The organism is Natronomonas sp. (genome assembly GCF_046710025.1).
Lineage (GTDB): Archaea > Halobacteriota > Halobacteria > Halobacteriales > Haloarculaceae > Natronomonas.
Map to the genome: position 1 here is coordinate 1 of NZ_JBKEGK010000036.1, position 16,520 is coordinate 16,520.

The 16,520-nt window shown below is 64.9% G+C and carries 16 protein-coding genes and 1 pseudogene; 9 read left to right on the plus strand and 8 right to left on the minus strand.

Annotated elements, in window-relative coordinates; translation table 11 throughout:
- The first annotated feature begins 162 nt into the window (after positions 1-162).
- The 4 genes from mce to lrp all read left to right on the plus strand — a co-directional run bounded on the left by mce (position 163) and on the right by lrp (position 4,594).
- Positions 163-546 carry a methylmalonyl-CoA epimerase gene (gene mce / locus ACI944_RS04225; RefSeq protein WP_411717821.1) on the plus strand — a complete coding sequence of 128 codons (384 nt, stop codon included), beginning with the start codon at positions 163-165 and terminating at the stop codon, positions 544-546.
- Between the two features lie 245 nt (positions 547-791).
- Positions 792-2,210, plus strand: a complete 1,419-nt coding sequence (locus ACI944_RS04230) for an FAD-dependent oxidoreductase (RefSeq protein ID WP_411717822.1) — start codon at positions 792-794, stop codon at positions 2,208-2,210.
- 93 nt (positions 2,211-2,303) lie between these two features.
- Positions 2,304-4,034, plus strand: a complete 1,731-nt coding sequence (locus ACI944_RS04235) for a peroxidase family protein (protein WP_411717823.1) — start codon at positions 2,304-2,306, stop codon at positions 4,032-4,034.
- 107 nt (positions 4,035-4,141) lie between these two features.
- Positions 4,142-4,594: an HTH-type transcriptional regulator Lrp gene (lrp, locus tag ACI944_RS04240; protein ID WP_411717824.1), complete on the plus strand. Its 453-nt coding sequence runs from the start codon at positions 4,142-4,144 to the stop codon at positions 4,592-4,594.
- Between the two features lie 52 nt (positions 4,595-4,646).
- Here lrp and ACI944_RS04245 read toward each other — a convergent pair.
- Positions 4,647-5,069 (minus strand): annotated as a pseudogene (locus ACI944_RS04245) (RNA-guided endonuclease TnpB family protein); the annotation flags it as partial.
- A 348-nt stretch (positions 5,070-5,417) separates the two neighbouring features.
- Between ACI944_RS04245 and ACI944_RS04250 the strand changes: the two are divergent.
- The 3 genes from ACI944_RS04250 to ACI944_RS04260 all read left to right on the plus strand — a co-directional run bounded on the left by ACI944_RS04250 (position 5,418) and on the right by ACI944_RS04260 (position 8,047).
- The gene (locus tag ACI944_RS04250; RefSeq protein WP_411717825.1) at positions 5,418-6,149 is read left to right on the plus strand and encodes a hypothetical protein; all 732 of its coding nucleotides are present in this window, start codon (positions 5,418-5,420) and stop codon (positions 6,147-6,149) included.
- Positions 6,149-7,432 carry a hypothetical protein gene (locus tag ACI944_RS04255; protein ID WP_411717826.1) on the plus strand — a complete coding sequence of 428 codons (1,284 nt, stop codon included), beginning with the start codon at positions 6,149-6,151 and terminating at the stop codon, positions 7,430-7,432. Before ACI944_RS04250 ends, ACI944_RS04255 begins: the two co-directional genes overlap by 1 nt.
- A 72-nt stretch (positions 7,433-7,504) precedes the next feature.
- Positions 7,505-8,047, plus strand: coding sequence for a hypothetical protein (locus tag ACI944_RS04260; RefSeq protein WP_411717827.1), 543 nt, complete (start codon positions 7,505-7,507; stop codon positions 8,045-8,047).
- A gap of 124 nt (positions 8,048-8,171) precedes the next feature.
- Here the strand turns inward: ACI944_RS04260 and ACI944_RS04265 are convergent, their stop codons facing one another.
- The 4 genes from ACI944_RS04265 to ACI944_RS04280 form a co-directional block, all read right to left on the minus strand.
- On the minus strand, positions 8,172-9,095 hold the full coding sequence (locus tag ACI944_RS04265; protein WP_411717828.1) for an LLM class oxidoreductase: 924 nt from the start codon (positions 9,093-9,095) through the stop codon (positions 8,172-8,174).
- A 106-nt stretch (positions 9,096-9,201) separates the two neighbouring features.
- Entirely contained in the window at positions 9,202-9,387 is a 186-nt protein-coding gene (locus tag ACI944_RS04270; RefSeq protein WP_411717829.1) for a ribbon-helix-helix protein, CopG family, read from the minus strand.
- 226 nt (positions 9,388-9,613) lie between these two features.
- On the minus strand, positions 9,614-9,922 hold the full coding sequence (locus tag ACI944_RS04275) for a hypothetical protein (RefSeq protein ID WP_411717830.1): 309 nt from the start codon (positions 9,920-9,922) through the stop codon (positions 9,614-9,616).
- A 46-nt stretch (positions 9,923-9,968) separates the two neighbouring features.
- Entirely contained in the window at positions 9,969-10,772 is an 804-nt protein-coding gene (locus ACI944_RS04280) for a sulfite exporter TauE/SafE family protein (RefSeq protein ID WP_411717831.1), read from the minus strand.
- 311 nt (positions 10,773-11,083) lie between these two features.
- On the opposite strand from ACI944_RS04280, the gene ACI944_RS04285 reads away from it, so the two are divergent.
- Complete coding sequence (locus ACI944_RS04285; RefSeq protein WP_411717832.1) at positions 11,084-11,569, plus strand: HTH domain-containing protein; 486 nt, start codon at positions 11,084-11,086, stop codon at positions 11,567-11,569.
- Positions 11,570-11,606: 37 nt separating this feature from the next.
- On the opposite strand, the gene ACI944_RS04290 is transcribed toward ACI944_RS04285, so the two are convergent.
- Positions 11,607-12,029: a GtrA family protein gene (locus ACI944_RS04290; RefSeq protein WP_411717833.1), complete on the minus strand. Its 423-nt coding sequence runs from the start codon at positions 12,027-12,029 to the stop codon at positions 11,607-11,609.
- A gap of 164 nt (positions 12,030-12,193) precedes the next feature.
- Entirely contained in the window at positions 12,194-14,341 is a 2,148-nt protein-coding gene (locus ACI944_RS04295; protein ID WP_411717834.1) for a hypothetical protein, read from the minus strand.
- A gap of 241 nt (positions 14,342-14,582) precedes the next feature.
- On the opposite strand from ACI944_RS04295, the gene ACI944_RS04300 reads away from it, so the two are divergent.
- Positions 14,583-15,062, plus strand: coding sequence for a redoxin domain-containing protein (locus ACI944_RS04300; RefSeq protein ID WP_411717835.1), 480 nt, complete (start codon positions 14,583-14,585; stop codon positions 15,060-15,062).
- A gap of 21 nt (positions 15,063-15,083) precedes the next feature.
- Here the strand turns inward: ACI944_RS04300 and ACI944_RS04305 are convergent.
- The coding region (locus tag ACI944_RS04305; RefSeq protein ID WP_411717836.1) for a putative inorganic carbon transporter subunit DabA at positions 15,084-16,520 on the minus strand (1,437 nt) is incomplete at its 5' end.

Sequence of the window (16,520 nt, forward strand, 5' to 3'; positions counted from 1 at the left end):
GTCGACGCGGTGAAAGCCTACGCGACAACGGGCGAAATCTGCAACGCGATGCGGGATGTCTTCGGCGAATATCGGGGCTGATCGACGATCCAACTGGAACAGCCCTTCGGCCAACGATCCGGCATCCCCCGCGTTTTTCACCCTACACGCCGAGAAACTGGCATGAACTTCGACCACGCCGGCGTCGCGACCGACAACGCCGAGGGATTGGCGTTTCTCTATGAGGATCTGTTCGGCTGTAATATCGCCCACGAGGAGCGCCTCGGGGAACTACGCGTCCTCTTTCTCGAACTCGAAAACGGATACTTCGAGCTACTCGAACCGCAGGACGATGGAACAATCGCGCGGTACCTCGACGAACACGGGGCGGGGCTGCACCACGTTGCCGTTGAGACAGACGACATCGAAGCTGCACTCGAAACCGCCGAGTCGGTCGGCGTCGAGTTGGTCGACGAGGAGCCCCGGCGGGGGGCGTGGGGACACCAGGTCGCCTTCCTCCACCCGAAGTCGACTGGCGGCGTGTTGATTGAGTTCGTTGAGCACTGACGGCTCTGCTCTTCGGACAGCAATGGCGAACAGGCGGCACGCGATCGCTTCGCGGTCCGTGTGCCGCACTCCAGCCCAGGCGGACCACGATCGGCACTCAGGGCACACGTCGGGTGGCCGCGTTTTCACATATAACTCCTCGTGCCCCTATCGTCGATACACGTTTCGTTGATCGACGATATCGAAAAAACATGAACTATGAGGCAGGAGATTGGAGTTCGGGACAGCGGTCAGAAAGATCAAATATGTCCGGACAATACGATCTTATCATCGTCGGTGGCGGGATTAGCGGCGCATCGCTTTTATATACGACTGCAAAGTTCACCGACATCGACTCGGTCGCACTAATCGAAAAAGAGCCGGAAATCGCGGCGATCAACAGCCACCACACAAACAACTCACAGACGCTTCATTTTGGCGATATCGAGACCAACTACACCCTCGAGAAGGCCGAGGAGGTAAAGGAGGGTGCGGAGTTGCTTGCGGGCTATCTCGAACACTACGACGACGACCGCGAGATGCACGCAAAGCGGAGCAAGATGGTGCTCGGCGTCGGCGAAGACGAAGTCGAGGCGCTCGAGCGCCGCTACGACGAGGAAGGGTTCGGCGACCTCTTTTCGAAACTCCAGGCGATCGACCGCGAAGAGATCGCCGAGTACGAGCCGAAGGTCGTCGACGGGCGGGATCCCGACGAGGAGATGCTCGCGCTCCAGACGCCCGACGGCTACGTCGTCGACTACGGCGAGGTGACGAAGTCCCTCGTTGAGCGCGCAAAAGAGGAAGCCAGCGTCGATGTCCACACGGGGACCGAACTCACCGAGATCACGCCGACAGTCGACGGCTACACACTTGAGACGGACGCCGGCCGGTTCGACTGTGATGTCGCCACCGTCGCCGCCGGCTCCCACAGCCTCCAGATTGCGAAGGAACTCGGCTACGGTGAGGACAAGGTACTACTCCCCGTCGCCGGGAGCTTCTTCCTCGCCGATGACCTCCTGAACGGGAAGGTCTACACTCTCCAGATGAAGAAACTCCCGTTCGCGGCCGTCCACGGCGATGCCGACGTCCACGATCCGAGCGTCACGCGCTTCGGACCGACCGCAAAACTGGTCCCAGCCCTCGAGCGGGGGCGAATCTCGACGGTGACGGATTTCCTCGACGTGTTCGGTCTGAACGCCGCGTCGGTCCTCAGTTACGCCAACATCCTCTCGGATCGGATTCTCCTCCCGTACGTCCTCGAAAACCTCGTCTACGATCTTCCGACGGTCGGGCCGAAGGCGTTCCTCCCGCACGTTCAAAAGGTCGTTCCAAGCGTCGAGTTAGACGACATCGAGCGCGCGAAGGGCTACGGCGGCGTCCGTCCACAGATCGTCGACACGACGGAGAAATCTCTCGACATGGGCGAGGCGAAGATCGTCGGCGAGGACATCATTTTCAACATCACTCCCTCGCCCGGCGCATCGACGTGTCTCAAGAATGCCATGCGAGATACCCGCACAATCATCGACTTCTTCGATGGCGAATACGAGTTCGACGAATCGGCGTTCCGAGCCGACACGATCGACAACTTCCCGCGCGCGGATGAGGAGAGGCTGTCCCCCGATGTCGACACGTCCGAACGATCGACCGCCTCGATCAGTGACGTCCCCGCCACGGACGACTGAGGGCGTCTCGATCCTCGTCGTGTCGACCAGCCTGTCTCCGAGGAGCGAACTACGCAAAGAATTATATGTTTGGAAGAAATTTTGCCGGTTAGTATGCAAGAGACATACACACTATCGGGCAGCGTGACGTACCCGGACGGGGTGGCGGCGGTGGGCGTGACCGCCATGGCGGTCGACGTTGACAGCGATCCGGACGATCCTCTCGGGGCGATGCCGGTCCGACCCGATGGCTCGTTCGAACTGTCGGCGGCGGCGGAGGACCTCGGCGCTCCTCAAGAGGGGACGCCGGAAGTCAAGTTGTATCTGTTTCGTGATGGGTCGCTCATCCACGAGGAAGGCGTCGTCGTGGACCCCGAAGCAACGGTCGACGCTACGATCGAGCGCCCGGAACGGCCCTCGACGGAGGCGATCGCGGACGCGATGTGCAATATGCACCACGGGATGTCCGACCAGCGCGGGCTGGGGAACGTCCCACGGGATCCCTTCCACCCCGGCCACGGACGGTTCGGCCGGATGTTCCCGTACCTCGAAGCAGCTGACCACGATGTCGAATTCCTCCAAGAACTCGGCCGTCCCGGCGGCCCACTCGATGAGAGCACTCACGACCGGTCGGTCGGCGAGTCGTCGGTTCCGGCTGGCGTGGCGTTTCTCGGGCAGTTTATTGATCACGACATCACACTCGACCCGCTTTCGAGTCTCGCCCGCCGGAACGACCCGGACGCGCTCCGGAACTTCCGAACCCCTGAATTGGACCTCGATTCTGTCTACGGAACCGGGCCTGAGGCTTCCCCGTACCTCTATGAATCGCCGTTGCAAGGTGGCGATCACGAACGACTGTTGGTGGCCTCCGACGGCCGCCCCGATGTCCCGCGGAACGCGGAGGCGACCGCGTTGACCGGCGACCACCGAAACGACGAGAACCACATCCTCTCGCAGTTCCAGTACGCGATGTTGCGGTTCCACAACGCCATCCTCGAGTCGCTCGGCGAGGACTGCAAGAACGCCTTCGAGCACGCTAACCGGCTGGCTCGCTGGCACTACCAGTGGATCGTCGTTGAAGAGTTCCTCCCGACGGTCTGCGACCCGGACGTCGTTGAAGCGGTCAAATCGGAACGCGAGCACTACACCGTCGGGGCAAGGGACGAGCCATTCATTCCGGTAGAGTTCGCTGGTGCCGCCTACCGCTACGGCCACAGCCAGATCCGCGAACGGTACCGCGTCAACGAGGACACCGAGGCCGCGCTGTTCGGCCACGGCGAGGACGCCTTTGGCATGGGGTTCGAGGCCGCCTCGGCCGCCAACGCCGTTGACTGGCGCTATCTCTTCGAAATGAACGATCCGGAGGTCAATCCCCAGCGAGCCAGAGCTATCGACTCGCTGCTCTCGCCCGACCTCCTCGATCTCCCGTTCATGGACAGCGACGACTGGCGGGCTTCGTTGGCCTCGCGGAATCTCGTTCGCGGACGGAACCTCGGTCTTCCGAGCGGTCAGGCGGCCGCACGTGCGATGGGCATCGAACCGCTCTCAAACGAGGAACTCGGCTTCGACGAGATCCTCGCCGATCACGGTCAGCATCCGGGCACAGAGGCTCCGCTTTGGTACTACGTCTTGGCCGAGGCGCGGGTGGCGAGCGGCGGCAACCGTCTCGGGCCGGTCGGGAGCCGCATCGTCGCCGAGACGCTTGTCGGCCTCGTGGAGTCCGATCCGAGTTCGTTCGTGACCGTCCAGCCGAACTGGACGCCGACGCTTCCCGCCCCGAACGCCGGGCAGGACGACTTCACGGTGGCCGATCTGCTTGAGTTCGCCGTCGGCGATGCCAACTGATCGCTGTGACGACGGCCGCTGATCGTCCCCCGGTAGCGGACTCCGAACTAGCCGTTGGAATTGGATAATCGTAAAGTTATAACGGTTCCGCGGGATAGTCCGTCGCAATGGCATACGAGAATCTCGACCAGAAGTTAGTGAATGCGCTGCTCGAAGACGGTCGCGCCTCGCTTCGCTCGCTCGGCGAGGATCTGGACGTCTCGGTGACGACGGTATCGAACCACATCTCGGATCTCGAGGACGACGGCGTCATCGAGGGATACGCCCCGATCATCGACTACGGCGAGTTGGGCTACGACGTGACGGGGATCATCCAACTCAAGGTCGAGGGGAGCGCGCTGCCCGCGATCACCGATCGGCTTCGAGAGCAGAGACACATCACCACGGTGTACGAGACGACCGGCGACTACGACATCATCGCGGTCGGGAAGTTCACCGACACCGAACACATGAACGACCAGATTAAAGCGGTACTCACCGACTCCGAGATCAACGAGTCGAACACGAGCGTCGTCCTCAACGCTGTCTCCGAGAACGAACAGTTCGACCTCGACCACTGAGTACTCACCTCGGTCGCGTCATCGGAACGGTCGAAAACCGCAAGGCAACATCCTCGCCCGCGCTAACTCCGCCTAGAGCGACTCTTGAAGCAGGGTTGATGCGGAGCGGAATCCAGAAGGCGTTGCCACGTCCCGCCTGCGAAACGCGCCAACAGAACTCGTAGGGTCGCTCCTCAGAGTGGTCGATTCGGACCCACCGATTCGTGAACCGACCCGGATGGTCACCGTCCACCTCCGAGGCGTTGTACGTCCAGCGAAGTTGTGGGACGTAGTTCTTGAGCGCGTCCTTCACATAGGACGTGAGGTTGTAGCCGGTGACGACATCGCTGACCGCCCACTGCGTGTCCGCGCTACTCTCGAACGATTCGGCGAGGGCGTTGCGGTACGTCGCCACGGTACGCTGAAGCCGACGCTCTTTGTGCGCCGTCGGTGGCGCGAGCGTCGCCTGCAACATTTTTGTGGCGGTGGCGGTCACACATACACGTACTACATCGGAGCACACAAAACTCACTGTAACAACGAACACATGTAAAAATTATAATCACAAGTCAGCAAAGAACAGCACGAATGGCTAACAGAACTAATATATGAACGAGCATACACGTGGAAAGGGCTCCTGCTGGAAGGGACGAAGTGCTTCGACACCGGCGGAACGCAGTAATTGGACAGACGGCTACGTGTCGCACTCCTCACCGCCCCAAGGGGCGGTTCCTACTTATATAACGGTGACATCGCCCGACACGCCCACGACCCCGCCCGAACCGCCTGTCCGTTGCCGACGCGAACGTTTTAATCTGAGCGCCGTTGAAACCAGAGACGACTGATGGTCCCTCCAACGCGACGACGCCTCCTTCGAACAGTGGCCGCCGTGGCTACCGTCGGCCTCGCCGGATGTAGTGGCTTAGTCGGCGAACAGTCCGGCACGTCCCGTTCGGTTTCCGAAAACGCCGACTCGACGATCCCGGGCGGAACGACCGAACGCGACCCCGAGACACTTTTATTCAGGGCCGGCACCGACGAGCCGCCGGTCCGGATCGGTGAAGATGACGAGACGCCGGTGCGACCCGGGCGTCGGTCGTCCCGTCTCTCCTACGCGGTCATCGACACCCGATCGCGGGCCGAACAGCTCGTCGCCTCGGACGAGGTCGACGCCGACGCAGTGTCCGCATTCCGCTCGGCGACGGCGTTCGACTCGGAAACGCTGTACCTTGAGACCAGACGCGTTGAGGAGTGCTTTCGGTTGCGGCTCTGTGGGATCTCTTGGACCGCGAAAGAGGTCCGGACGGCGTACGCCCGGGAGCTCCGCCCCTACAACGAGCGCTGTTCGGCCGGCGAGTCGGTCTACGAGTCGCGGCTGATTCGGCTCCCTGCGACACTCGATCGAGCGGAAGTCAACTCCTACGGGTCAGGCACCGACGGGCAGGGGCGCTGCCACGGTGACGGTGACGGACGGCGCGAGCGCGAGAACGGACGACGTGCCCCCGAAAACGGAGGGGCGGGCGGCGACACGCCCGATCAAACGCCGGCGGCCACCCGACAGGGGGTGTCTGAGTGATGGAATCCGACTCGTCCACACGGCGGGGGTTCTTGATCGCGGCCGGGTCTGTAGCACTCGCCGGCTGCAGCGAACGTGAGGTACGATCGGACGACTCCGAAGGGGGGATTCCGCCGACGCGGCTACCGGACGTCCCCGACGAGGGCGACTCGGAGCCGATCGTCGTCGACGACGTCCCGGTCGACATCGAGCGTGAGCACCTCGCGAGAGCGGCCGCACGCGTTGATGACCTGCTCGGAACGCTCCCGTTGCCTCTTGGGCCGACTGACGTGCCGAACGGCCACGTCCGGGCGGAACTCCTATCGGCAGCCGAGACGGCGACCGACCGCCTTGACGACGCCCGGGCCGCGGGAACACGGCTGTCGGCGATGCTGTTGCTCCGCCAGGCGCGCGCCGAGGCGCGCTACGCCGCCGAGGGGTGGGCGTTCGTCGAGCGCGACCGGACCGAGGCGGAACTGCGCGAGGAGCGTCGGGCGGCCGCCCGAGATGCCGAACGGCTCCGATCGAACCACGCGTACGTCGGCGACGACCCGATCCGAGCTGCCGTCGTCCACGCCACCATCGAGGAGACAATCCGACGCGTCATCGAGAACCGCGATCCATTGACGGGGGCGGCTCCCAGTGCGCTCTTGGGCGTCGCTGAGTGGGGCGGACACGCGGAGCGAGGACGGGCGTCAATCGACGACAGTCGCTACCTGTACGACCGATTCGAGGCCTCGCTTCCCGACGACGCCGGGACAGTCGCTCCGACGCTCGAGGTCGCTGCCGAGTCACTGACCGATGACCTCCAGGCTCGGCGGGAGTCGATCCCGCCGGAGCCGACCGCCTCGGGCGGTGACCCGGTCGACCGGCTCCGGCGCCGCCTCCGGCGCGACGCCGAATCACGCGCACGGAACGCTCCGGACGGCCGTCCGGCCAGCACGGTCGTCAACGCAATGGCAGCGATCACGGCGTTTCTCGCCCGCGATCGGCTTCTCGATCGGATCGAAGACGGCGAGCAGTTCCGCGCCGAGTCGGGATCGGACGTCCGCGAGCGGCGTTCGGCCGCCTTGGAGTCGATCCAAACAGCGCTCGAAGACAGTCCGAGTCCCGAACTCGCCCGGGACCCCCTCGCCAACGCCGCGCGCCTCGTCACGTACGGTGATGACGAAGTGGCCCGCTACCGGCGGCGCGTCCGGCCGACCCGACTGGACAACCCCATCCGCCGGTACGTCACGGCGACTCTGCGGGCCCGAAGTGTGCCGGGGGCGTGCGAGCGGGTCGTTGAGACGCTAAACGCCTGAGGGGCCGCCGGGTCGGCGGTTGTCCTGCACGGGCGCCCGTGGGATTTTGTACTCGCGCTCGAACAGACGGGTATGAATCCGGGGCGAGACGCCATCGGTCGACGGCGGTTTCTCACCGGCACCGTCGGCACGCTCGCCGCCGTCGCTGGCTGTGTAGACGGCGATGGCGGGAGCAGTGGCGATGGCGAGAGCAGTAGTGATGGCGGGGGCGATCCGGACGGGGAAGGCCGCGACGGTACCGACGACCCCGATCTTCGGGAGGCAAACGTCGTTGATGTCGCCGTTTCGGATCAAGGCGGAACGTACACGTTCGACGTGTCGCTGCATCACGACGACGGTGGCGAGGACGGGTACGCCAACTGGTGGCAGGTCGAGCGCCTGAACGGGACAATGCTGGGTCGGCGCGACCTCCGGCACGCACACTCCCGGCAGCCCTTCACCCGTTCGGAGACGATCGAAGTCCCGGGGGACGTCGACTGTGTTGTCGTCCGTGGTCACGACCAGACCCACGGGTATGGCGGGCTTGCGGCGATCCTGCGGCTCGACTCGGGGTCGTACCGGACGGTTGAGCAGGGGTCCGAACAACAGTCGTTCGACACCGGAGACTGTCCCTGATCGCCTCGATGACGGGGCGGGGTGCACCCGGTTGGCTTGACCGCGAGGCGGGCAGCGCCGGGCGACGAACTGTTGGATCGGGTGACGGAGTCGGAGAGAGTGGACACAGGATAGCGGCCGCCGCCTACAGCCGGTCGAGGACCTCCGTTGCGAACGTCTCCATCGCTCGCTCGGGATCGTCGGCCTCAAGACCGACGATGACGTGATCGAGGCCGTACTCCTCGAGACGCCGGAAATAGCGTCGGAACCACTCGACACCGGCACGGTGGCCGAGGTGAAGCGGCTCCGCGTCGGCGGTCGGGTCGTCCGCGAGCGCGACTTTGACGGCGATTACAAACGGCTTTTCGCCGGCGAGGTCGCGCCACGTCTCGAGGTACGACTCCAGCGTGGACTCGGGGAGATGATAGAAGAGCCACCCGTCGCCGTGTCGGGCGATCCACTCGGTTGACTGGCGGGCGTTGCCGGTTGGGAGCAACGGCAGCGTCTCGGTTGTCGGCTTGGGGAGGACGTCGAGGTCGCCCTCGAGCCGTCCCCACGATCCCTCGATCGTCGGAAACGATTCGCTCCAGAGCACTCGGAGAGCCTCGACGCTCTCGCGGACGGATTCACCGCGGTTGTCCGGATCGACGCCGAAGGCAGGGTACTCCGGGTCGCGGTCCCCGGACGCGATCCCGAGCACGAGCCGCCCTCCGGAGAGCCGATCGACGGTCGCGGCGGCCTTGGCGATGTGGATCGGATGCCGGAGGGGTAACACGACGCTGGAGGTTCCGAGCGCGATCGATTCGGTGTGGGCGGCCACGTGTGAGAGCAGGGGCCAGGTGTCGAACGCCCCGCCGGCATCACCGAAGCGCGGCCAGTACGTCGGGACGTCCCGCGCCCAGAGCGCGTCGAAGCCGACCGCCTCGGCACGTTCCGCGAGCCGGATCTCCGCTTCGATGGCCGGCGTCGACTCCCGCACGCCGGTGAGCGGCAAGCCGAGCCCAATAGAGAGTCCCGGGCCGTCGAACAACCGCCGGTAGCCGGCGTTTGCGTGGTCTGTGTCGGTCACAGATCCCGGTTCTCACCGGAGCCGTATCGGTCCTCGGGAGCCGGCCGACAGCGAGGAGATCGACCGCCGGTCGCGCGGTCGTGTGGCCGGACAGCAGCGAGTCGGGTCACTCGGGTCGTTCGGTGTCGTCGTCTCCGTCGGCCCGTCGCTTGAGCCACTCGTCGAGACAGTCCCGGATCGCCGCCTCGCGATTGTCGCGGTGGTCGGCGAACGCCTTCTCATCGAGTGCCTCGATCATCTCTTCGTCGAACGCCACGGTCACCGATTCGAGATCCGGTCCGTACTCGTTCATCGGCTTTCGATGCGTAGCGAGCGATTAAATACCCTCGTCAGACGCCCGTCAGGGGGGCGTCTGTCGGCGGTGAAGTGCTCGGCGTCACCATCCAGCGGGTACTTTGACTCGGGACAATCCGAACGACGCTCCGAATCGGAGCCGGAACTAATAGTTCAGGGGGGTTGGCGACCGCCCCTCTTGGCCGATTCCACCCGGCGACGGACACGAGCCCAGCGCCCTGGGATCAACCCTCTTTTGAGATCACGAACAACAGCGTGGCGGCGATGAGCAGGTCCAAGCCGTGGCTAGCGAGGTGATGGACGACCATCGGGATCGCCCCGAAGACGGTCGCGGTCCCGACGACGGAGCGAACGACCAGCGCGCCTAACGCGCCGGTGATCAGCAGATACCGCGACGTCCCCCGGCGGCGGTAGGCGACGACCGCCACAAAAAACAGGAGGCCGGTTCCGATCCCGGCCAGCAGAATGGTCCCCATCAGGACAGGGGCCAACTGTGGACTGAGCCAGGTGAGCGGGACGTGTTCAAGAGTCATATTCGTGACGTGGGGGCTGAAAACGGTCAGTTGGCGGGCATCCGTCTTAGTGGGCCATTCCCCCGCCAAGCGGTTGGTAGTGCGGTAGCGGCGGCGACGGGAGGTGGATCCCAACGGCCATCAGTCCGTGTGCGAACAGGACGTATCCGAGGACAAGAAAGGCGACGCCGAGCAGTCGATGGAGCCGCTGTCGGTGGACCGCATCGACCGACTCGATGAGTGTCCCGTAGGCGAACACCGCCGGGATCGTCCCGATCCCGAGCGCTGCGAGGGCGATACCGCCCGAAAGCGCCGAGCCGCTGGCGAACGCGAAGAGGTAGGCGGGATAGAGTATCGGACACGGGAGCAGGCCGTGGAGTGCGCCGAGGACGGCGATGTTCGGACTGTTGACGAACCCCTGGATGCGGACGGCGAGCCAGTTCGTCGCCCGGCCGACGCCCGGGATGTTGATGCCGGCCGCGCCGCCGCCAAAGAGGTACTTCGCGCCGGCAGCGATGATGAACGCACCGACGACGACTCCGACGCTTCCACGGACGAGGTCGGCGACCGCGGTCAGTTCCTCGGTCGTCACGAACACGGCGCCACCTAGGGCACCGAAAGCCGCTCCCAATACTGTGTAACTCGTCGCTCGGCCGAGATTGAACAGCGCGTGCTGTCGCACCTCGTAGGTCGTGAGGTGGCTCTCCCGGCCGCGGCGGGTAGCCGCGGTCGTCCCGCCGTCGGCGCGGGGTGTCATCCGCTCGGAGTACATTGTCACCAGCGGCCCACACATCCCGATGCAGTGGGCGCCGCCAAGGATGCCAATAGCGAGAAACAACAGCACGTCCACGCGGAGGACGGATTCGATCATACGTCTGAACGCCTGCTAGTTAGACCCCGGTCAATTAGCGCTTCTGGTGTACTCGACGAATCGACGGAGCGGATGGCCGGGCCGTGGGCGTTCGTCGCTGTTGTCCCCGCGTGCCGAGCCAGTTGGCTGGTCTGAACGGAGCAACCGGTAGCGGTGACACGAGCCCGGTAGCGGTGACACGAGCCCACCGTTTCACACAGCAATTTTTGTTCTATCGGATATAGCAAATCAAATGCCTGTCTATACTCCAGTTTAATACAGAGTATTGAATAACAGAAACGCTTTTGTGGTAGAAAATAAAATAATGTGATATGAGTAGTATGATCCCCCGTGCCACACGAGATGCCCTCGATCCGACGACATCGCCGGAGGCGGCGACGGACCCCTTCGACGGCGAGGTCACCCTGTATCTCCGGACGGGGGTTTCCGACGTCGCTCGCGACAGGCAGCGGGCGGTGCTCGCCCGCCTCGACCAGTTGGTTGCTGAGGGCACAATCGGGTCGGTTCGAACCATACAGTGGAATCAAAAGGCACGGGTTCCGGCCGACGGGCCACCGCCGGAGGCAGCCGCATGTTACGACGAGTTCGTCGAGGCGGTGGGGGCAGGAGCGCTCCAGCCTTTCTTCCAAGAACGTCCCGGGATCGGTCGACTCGAACGCGTCATCGTGCCTCCGGCAGTCTGTCTCGCCGTCCGCGACGGGGACGAGTTGCTCGAGGTCTACCCCCGCTACGACGACGGAGCGCACAGAAGCGTCGAGGACGGGATCGCCGCACTCGCCGAAGAGAGCGCCTATTGAGCCGTCGTGATGCGGCCACGGCAGCGCGATTGCCCGATCACGTCCCCCACGTCCATCGGGCGTCGAGAACGTATCGGTAGAGTCCGCTCCCTCCGATCGCCGCCATGTTTGCGATCAGATACAGCAGCCCGAACCACTCGACGAGGACGAAGAGGAGACCGAGTTGAATCGGGATGGCGGTCCCGCGGACCACGTTCGTCTTGAGCAGCCCCACAAAGAACTCGGCGCCGCCCGTGTTCTGCGTCGCCCGGAACGTCCACGCGTTGTTGGCGATGTACTGCAGAACGATGGTGCATTCGATGGCGATCAACGCGCCGAGAAGGTAGTCCCACCCGACGACATCGACGAACCCCCACAGCAGGAGCATCTGGACGCCGGCGGCGGCGGTTCCGACGAGGACGAACCGCCGCAACTGTGGTGCGAACGGCCCCTCGAAGAGGCTTCGAAGGAACGACCGCATCTACGGGCACGACCGGGGAACGGGCGTCTCTTCGGTCGGCTCACCCACAAGCGTCGGCCGGGGTACGTCCACAGTAGTACCGGGATAGCACGTCATACACTTTACATTTGTGACGGACGCCTCACCGGGCTGAGACTGATCGTGAGGTGATTTCGGTGTGGCGCTCAGAGCTTCTCGGCTTCCGTCGCCTGGTCGGAGCGTCGTCGCCCCCGTTCGAGTCGCCGCTCGATCGCTCGCTCGCGTGCCGCGGGGAGCGACCCCCGTGCCTCGGCCAGTCGTTCGCCGACCCGCTCAAGTCGGGTGGAAACCGACTCGAGCGCCGTGTCCGCACCCCCTCGGTCGCCGGCTTCGGCGCGTTCGGCGGCCCGCCGGGCGGCTTCTGCGACGGCGGCTAGTGCCCGGCGAAGTCCCCGAACCGCGTTTTCGGAGCCGTCGAGACTGCCTGTGTCATCGTCGCTCTCACGCCGATCGTCCCCGCGGTCACGGTCGTCGTCGTCGTTGCCCCCAGTGGCGTCCGAATCGTCGGCCGTCGCCCCCGATCCGATGCTTGCCGCCGTTTCCTCGGCGATGTCGGCGAGAAACGTCGCGAGCGAGGCCTTTCCCGTCCGCGGCTCGCCGAGTCGGATCGTCCCCTCGTCGCCGGGGGTCACCCGAATCGCCCCGACCTCGTTGTCGGTGTCCCGGACCTCGGCCGTGTAGGCGCCGCCCCGGTGGACGTAGACTGCATCGGGCTCCGAAAGCGGCGCATCGTAGAGCCGGCCGGCAAAATCGTCCTCGATCGCGAGATCGCTGAGTTCGCTGTCGGCACCCCGCGGATCGACCTCAACTTTGACCGCCTGCTCGTTAGAGACGAGCGGAATCTCACCATCGACTCCGGCCGTCGTTACGTCCTCGCCCGCTTGAACCGACACCGCCTCGCTGTGAGGTGCGACACCGGCACCGTTGACCGTCAACCGGTGGTCACCGTCCTGAACGCCCCGCAACACCGCGACGCCGCCGAACGTCGGGACGGCTTCGGGGTCGCTTTCGAGAAGCGCGACGCTCTCGACGTTGTGCGGCTCCGTGGTCACCCCCTCGTCGTCCGGCGCGTCGTCGTTGGCGGTCGCCTCGGTGACCGACGCGACGATCGTGCTGACCGGCGCCGGCTCCCCGATGGCGTCGTAGCGCCGGGCCAGTTCCGCTCGATGGTTCGGATCGGAGATGTCAGCCGCCGGGTTGTCGTATCTGGAGCTTTCCCAGGGGACGCCGGTCGTTGAGAGGTGCCCCGAGACGGCGTCCTCCGCGAACCCAGGGATCGAGAACTCGAAGCTCAGTTGCGGCCCGGTGAACCCGGTTAGATGTTCGAGTTCGCCGGCCGGCACGAGGTCGTATCCAACGTCCGCCTCCGAGGAGTTCCGGTCCGTGTGATCGAACCGCAGTCCCGTCGACCGTTCCGGTAACTCCGACGGCGGCGACGCGAGCGCATCGAACGACCGGACGACAAGTGACTCGTCGAGGAGGTCTGTCCGACCGACTGACGGAAGACGGTCGTCCTCGTGGATCGGCTCGCCGTCGAGTTCCGGGAGCGCGAACGGTAGCCGGCCCTCTTCGTCGCGCGGGAGGCCGTAGGCGATCGGCAACTCGGCGATCGCTTCGACCCCGTCGATCGAGCCGTTCGTGATGTCCGCTACCAGTTCGTTGATCGGGAGTCGCTGGAAGCGATCCCGCTGCTCGTTGATCGACAGCGCGTTTGAGTGCGATCCCAACTCGACGAGCAGGGCCGGGCTCCGGTCCGGATCGGGATCGAGGAACTCGTTGTTGGGGACCGTCCGGGAGTGCGAACTTGCGACGTAGAGCTGTGGTTCGTCGGTCTCGGTGTCGACGAAGACGTGCAACACCTCCCAGTCGTGCCAATGGAAGTTTGTGGTGAACTGGTCGAACGCCGAGTACTGCCAGAACTGGACGACCGAAAGCGGGGAGCCGTCGTACTCCACAACGTGATAGAACACGGTCGGGTCCGGCGGCGACGACGGATCGTTATAGCGCTTCGAATAGCCGTCGAAGGCGTCGAACCCGCTGACGACGGGGGACCCGTCGCGTTCGGACTCGTAGCGTCGCGGGTCCGTCGGGAACCACTTCTCCTCGGCATCAAAATACAGCGTCGGCGCGAACCGTTCTGCGAGTTCGCGTGCGCGCCCTTCGTCTACCGACGCTGTGGGACTGTCCTCGTCGCCTTCTAGCAGCGAACAGCCAGCTAGCGACGCTGCGCCGGTGCCGACGAGGGCCGCGAGATAGCCGCGCCGATCGATATCGGCCGGGAACTCGGAGGACACGCTATTTATGCTCCCGCTCCGGACTAGGATTGTTCACCCAGGAGTGCCACAACGACGCGTCTTTGCCAGCCGTCGCCGTCTCCCTCGTCGTACTGTACGTGCGTCTGTGCATGTTTGTATGACCGACAGCCATTGCCGTATAGCCGCCTGGAAGATATGTAAATCGATTGGCCGTCTCCGGTGAGCGATAGCCGATCGCACTCGCGACAGGCTTTATCATGATCCGGGATGAAGCAACCGTATGTCACAGCCTGAACTCGGAGACCACGCACCAACGTTCACCGCGACGGTCGGCACCAGCGATCACGAATCGTTCGATCTCGAGGACCACCTTGGCGACGGCCCCGTCGTCCTCGCGTTCTTCCCGGGGGCGTTCACCCCGCCGTGTTCGAACGAGATGATCGCCCTACAGGGAGAACTTGCTCGCTTTGCAGACGCGAACGCGACGCTTCTCGGCGTGAGCGCGGACTCACCGTTCTGTCAAGGGGCGTTCCGCGAGGAACACGGCATCGAGTTCGACCTCGTGAGCGACATGGGTGGTGAGGCGATCGACGCCTACGGCGTCGGCATCGACATCCCCGATCTGGGCCTTCACGGAATCGCGAACCGGTCCGTGTTCGTCATCGACGACGAGGGCGCGGTCGCATACCGGTGGGTCGCCGAGGACCCAACGAACGAACCGGATTACGAGGAACTTCTCGAGGCCGTCGAGGCGGCGTAACGAACCGCGTTTCGGAGTGGTTCAGTCGTCCGCAACTGACGGGGTCTGCCCCGGCTCCGGATCGACGGTCGTCGGGTCCGAAACCGGCGTCCAACCCAACTCGCCGGCGTACTCAAGCGCGCGGTGGTTCTGCTGCGGATCGACGACGGTCAGCGAGAGCCAGCCGTTGTCCAGTAGTTCGGCCACCTCGTCGTGCTCGGAGATGATCTCGGTGACGCGCTCTGCGGGCGCGTGAACGACCGTCGAAAGGCGAAGCGGCTGGTGGTACGGCTTTCCGTCGGCGCCTGCTAAAGACTGCAGCGGGAGGCCGGTCATCAAGTCGCCGCCGTTGCCTTGGTAGACGCCGAGGTTCCCGACGGGGTTGTGTGTCACCTTCGAACCGCTCCCGTAAGCCGCGTTGTCGACCGTCGCGAAGTAGTACTGGGCGTTGATCCACTGAGTGACGACCATCGGGCCGGCCAGGATCGCCTCAAGCGCGTCGCCGTCCGGATCGGTCGTCCAGTCGTAGGAGTGGAGAAACGACCGGCCGTCGAGATCGAGCCCCTCGGTGAGTTTGCGCGGACCGATCACGAACCCCGCGTTCCCGGCCAACCCCCATTCCGGGCGCGTCTCCGCCCAATCGGCCGCGCGGCGCTCGGTCTCGCGGAGGCCCGATTCGGTGTCAGCGCCCATATCGCCGGCTCGTTCGGCGGTCGCACCGGCGCGTGCGGTCTCGAGGTCCGAGCGAAGCCGCTCGATGTCGGCCGCGTGCGTCTCGGGAACGTCGCCCGCGTACAGTTCCACTTCGTCGGTCGTCGTGTTGTGTTCGCCGGCAACGAAGACGGTATCCTCCGGGATATCGATCCCGCGCTCGCGGAGTTCGGCCCTGACCGCATCGTCGTTGCAGATGGCGGCGAGGACACGGGCACTTGGGCCGCCGGGGTTGCCGGCGCAGGCTCCGCAGTCGAGGCTCGAACCGAACGGGTTGTTCGCCGTCTCGCTGGCGTGGCCGGCGAAGACCACGACGCGGGCGAACTGCTCCCACCCCATGAGTTCGAAGGCCGTCGCGGCGTACCCGACTCTCTCCGCGAGCGTGAACCCCTCGGGGAGTTCGTGGCCGGCCTCGGCGTTGTGATCGACCGTCGGCTCGCAGAACTCGTGATCGTTGGGGACCCCTTGATCCGCACGGTCGAGCGCGTCGTGGACGCGTGTCGGGAGGAGCGTCCGGGCAGCCAACGCGACGCCGTACCCGGCGCCAGCGCTCTCGACGAAGCTGAACGCGGTCGCGGCGTTGGATTTCAGGCGCTTGATCAGCGCTCGCCCGGCGTGGAGGGTGTCACGTCGGCGGTCGTGGTTGTTTCGCTCGGCGTCGGCCCCCTCAGCGGGGCGATCCGCGACGCGGTGTTGCGCGTCGAGGATCGGCGGGCAGGCGTCGACTGTCACGTCGGACCGGTAACCCTGATAGCGCATCGGGACGCC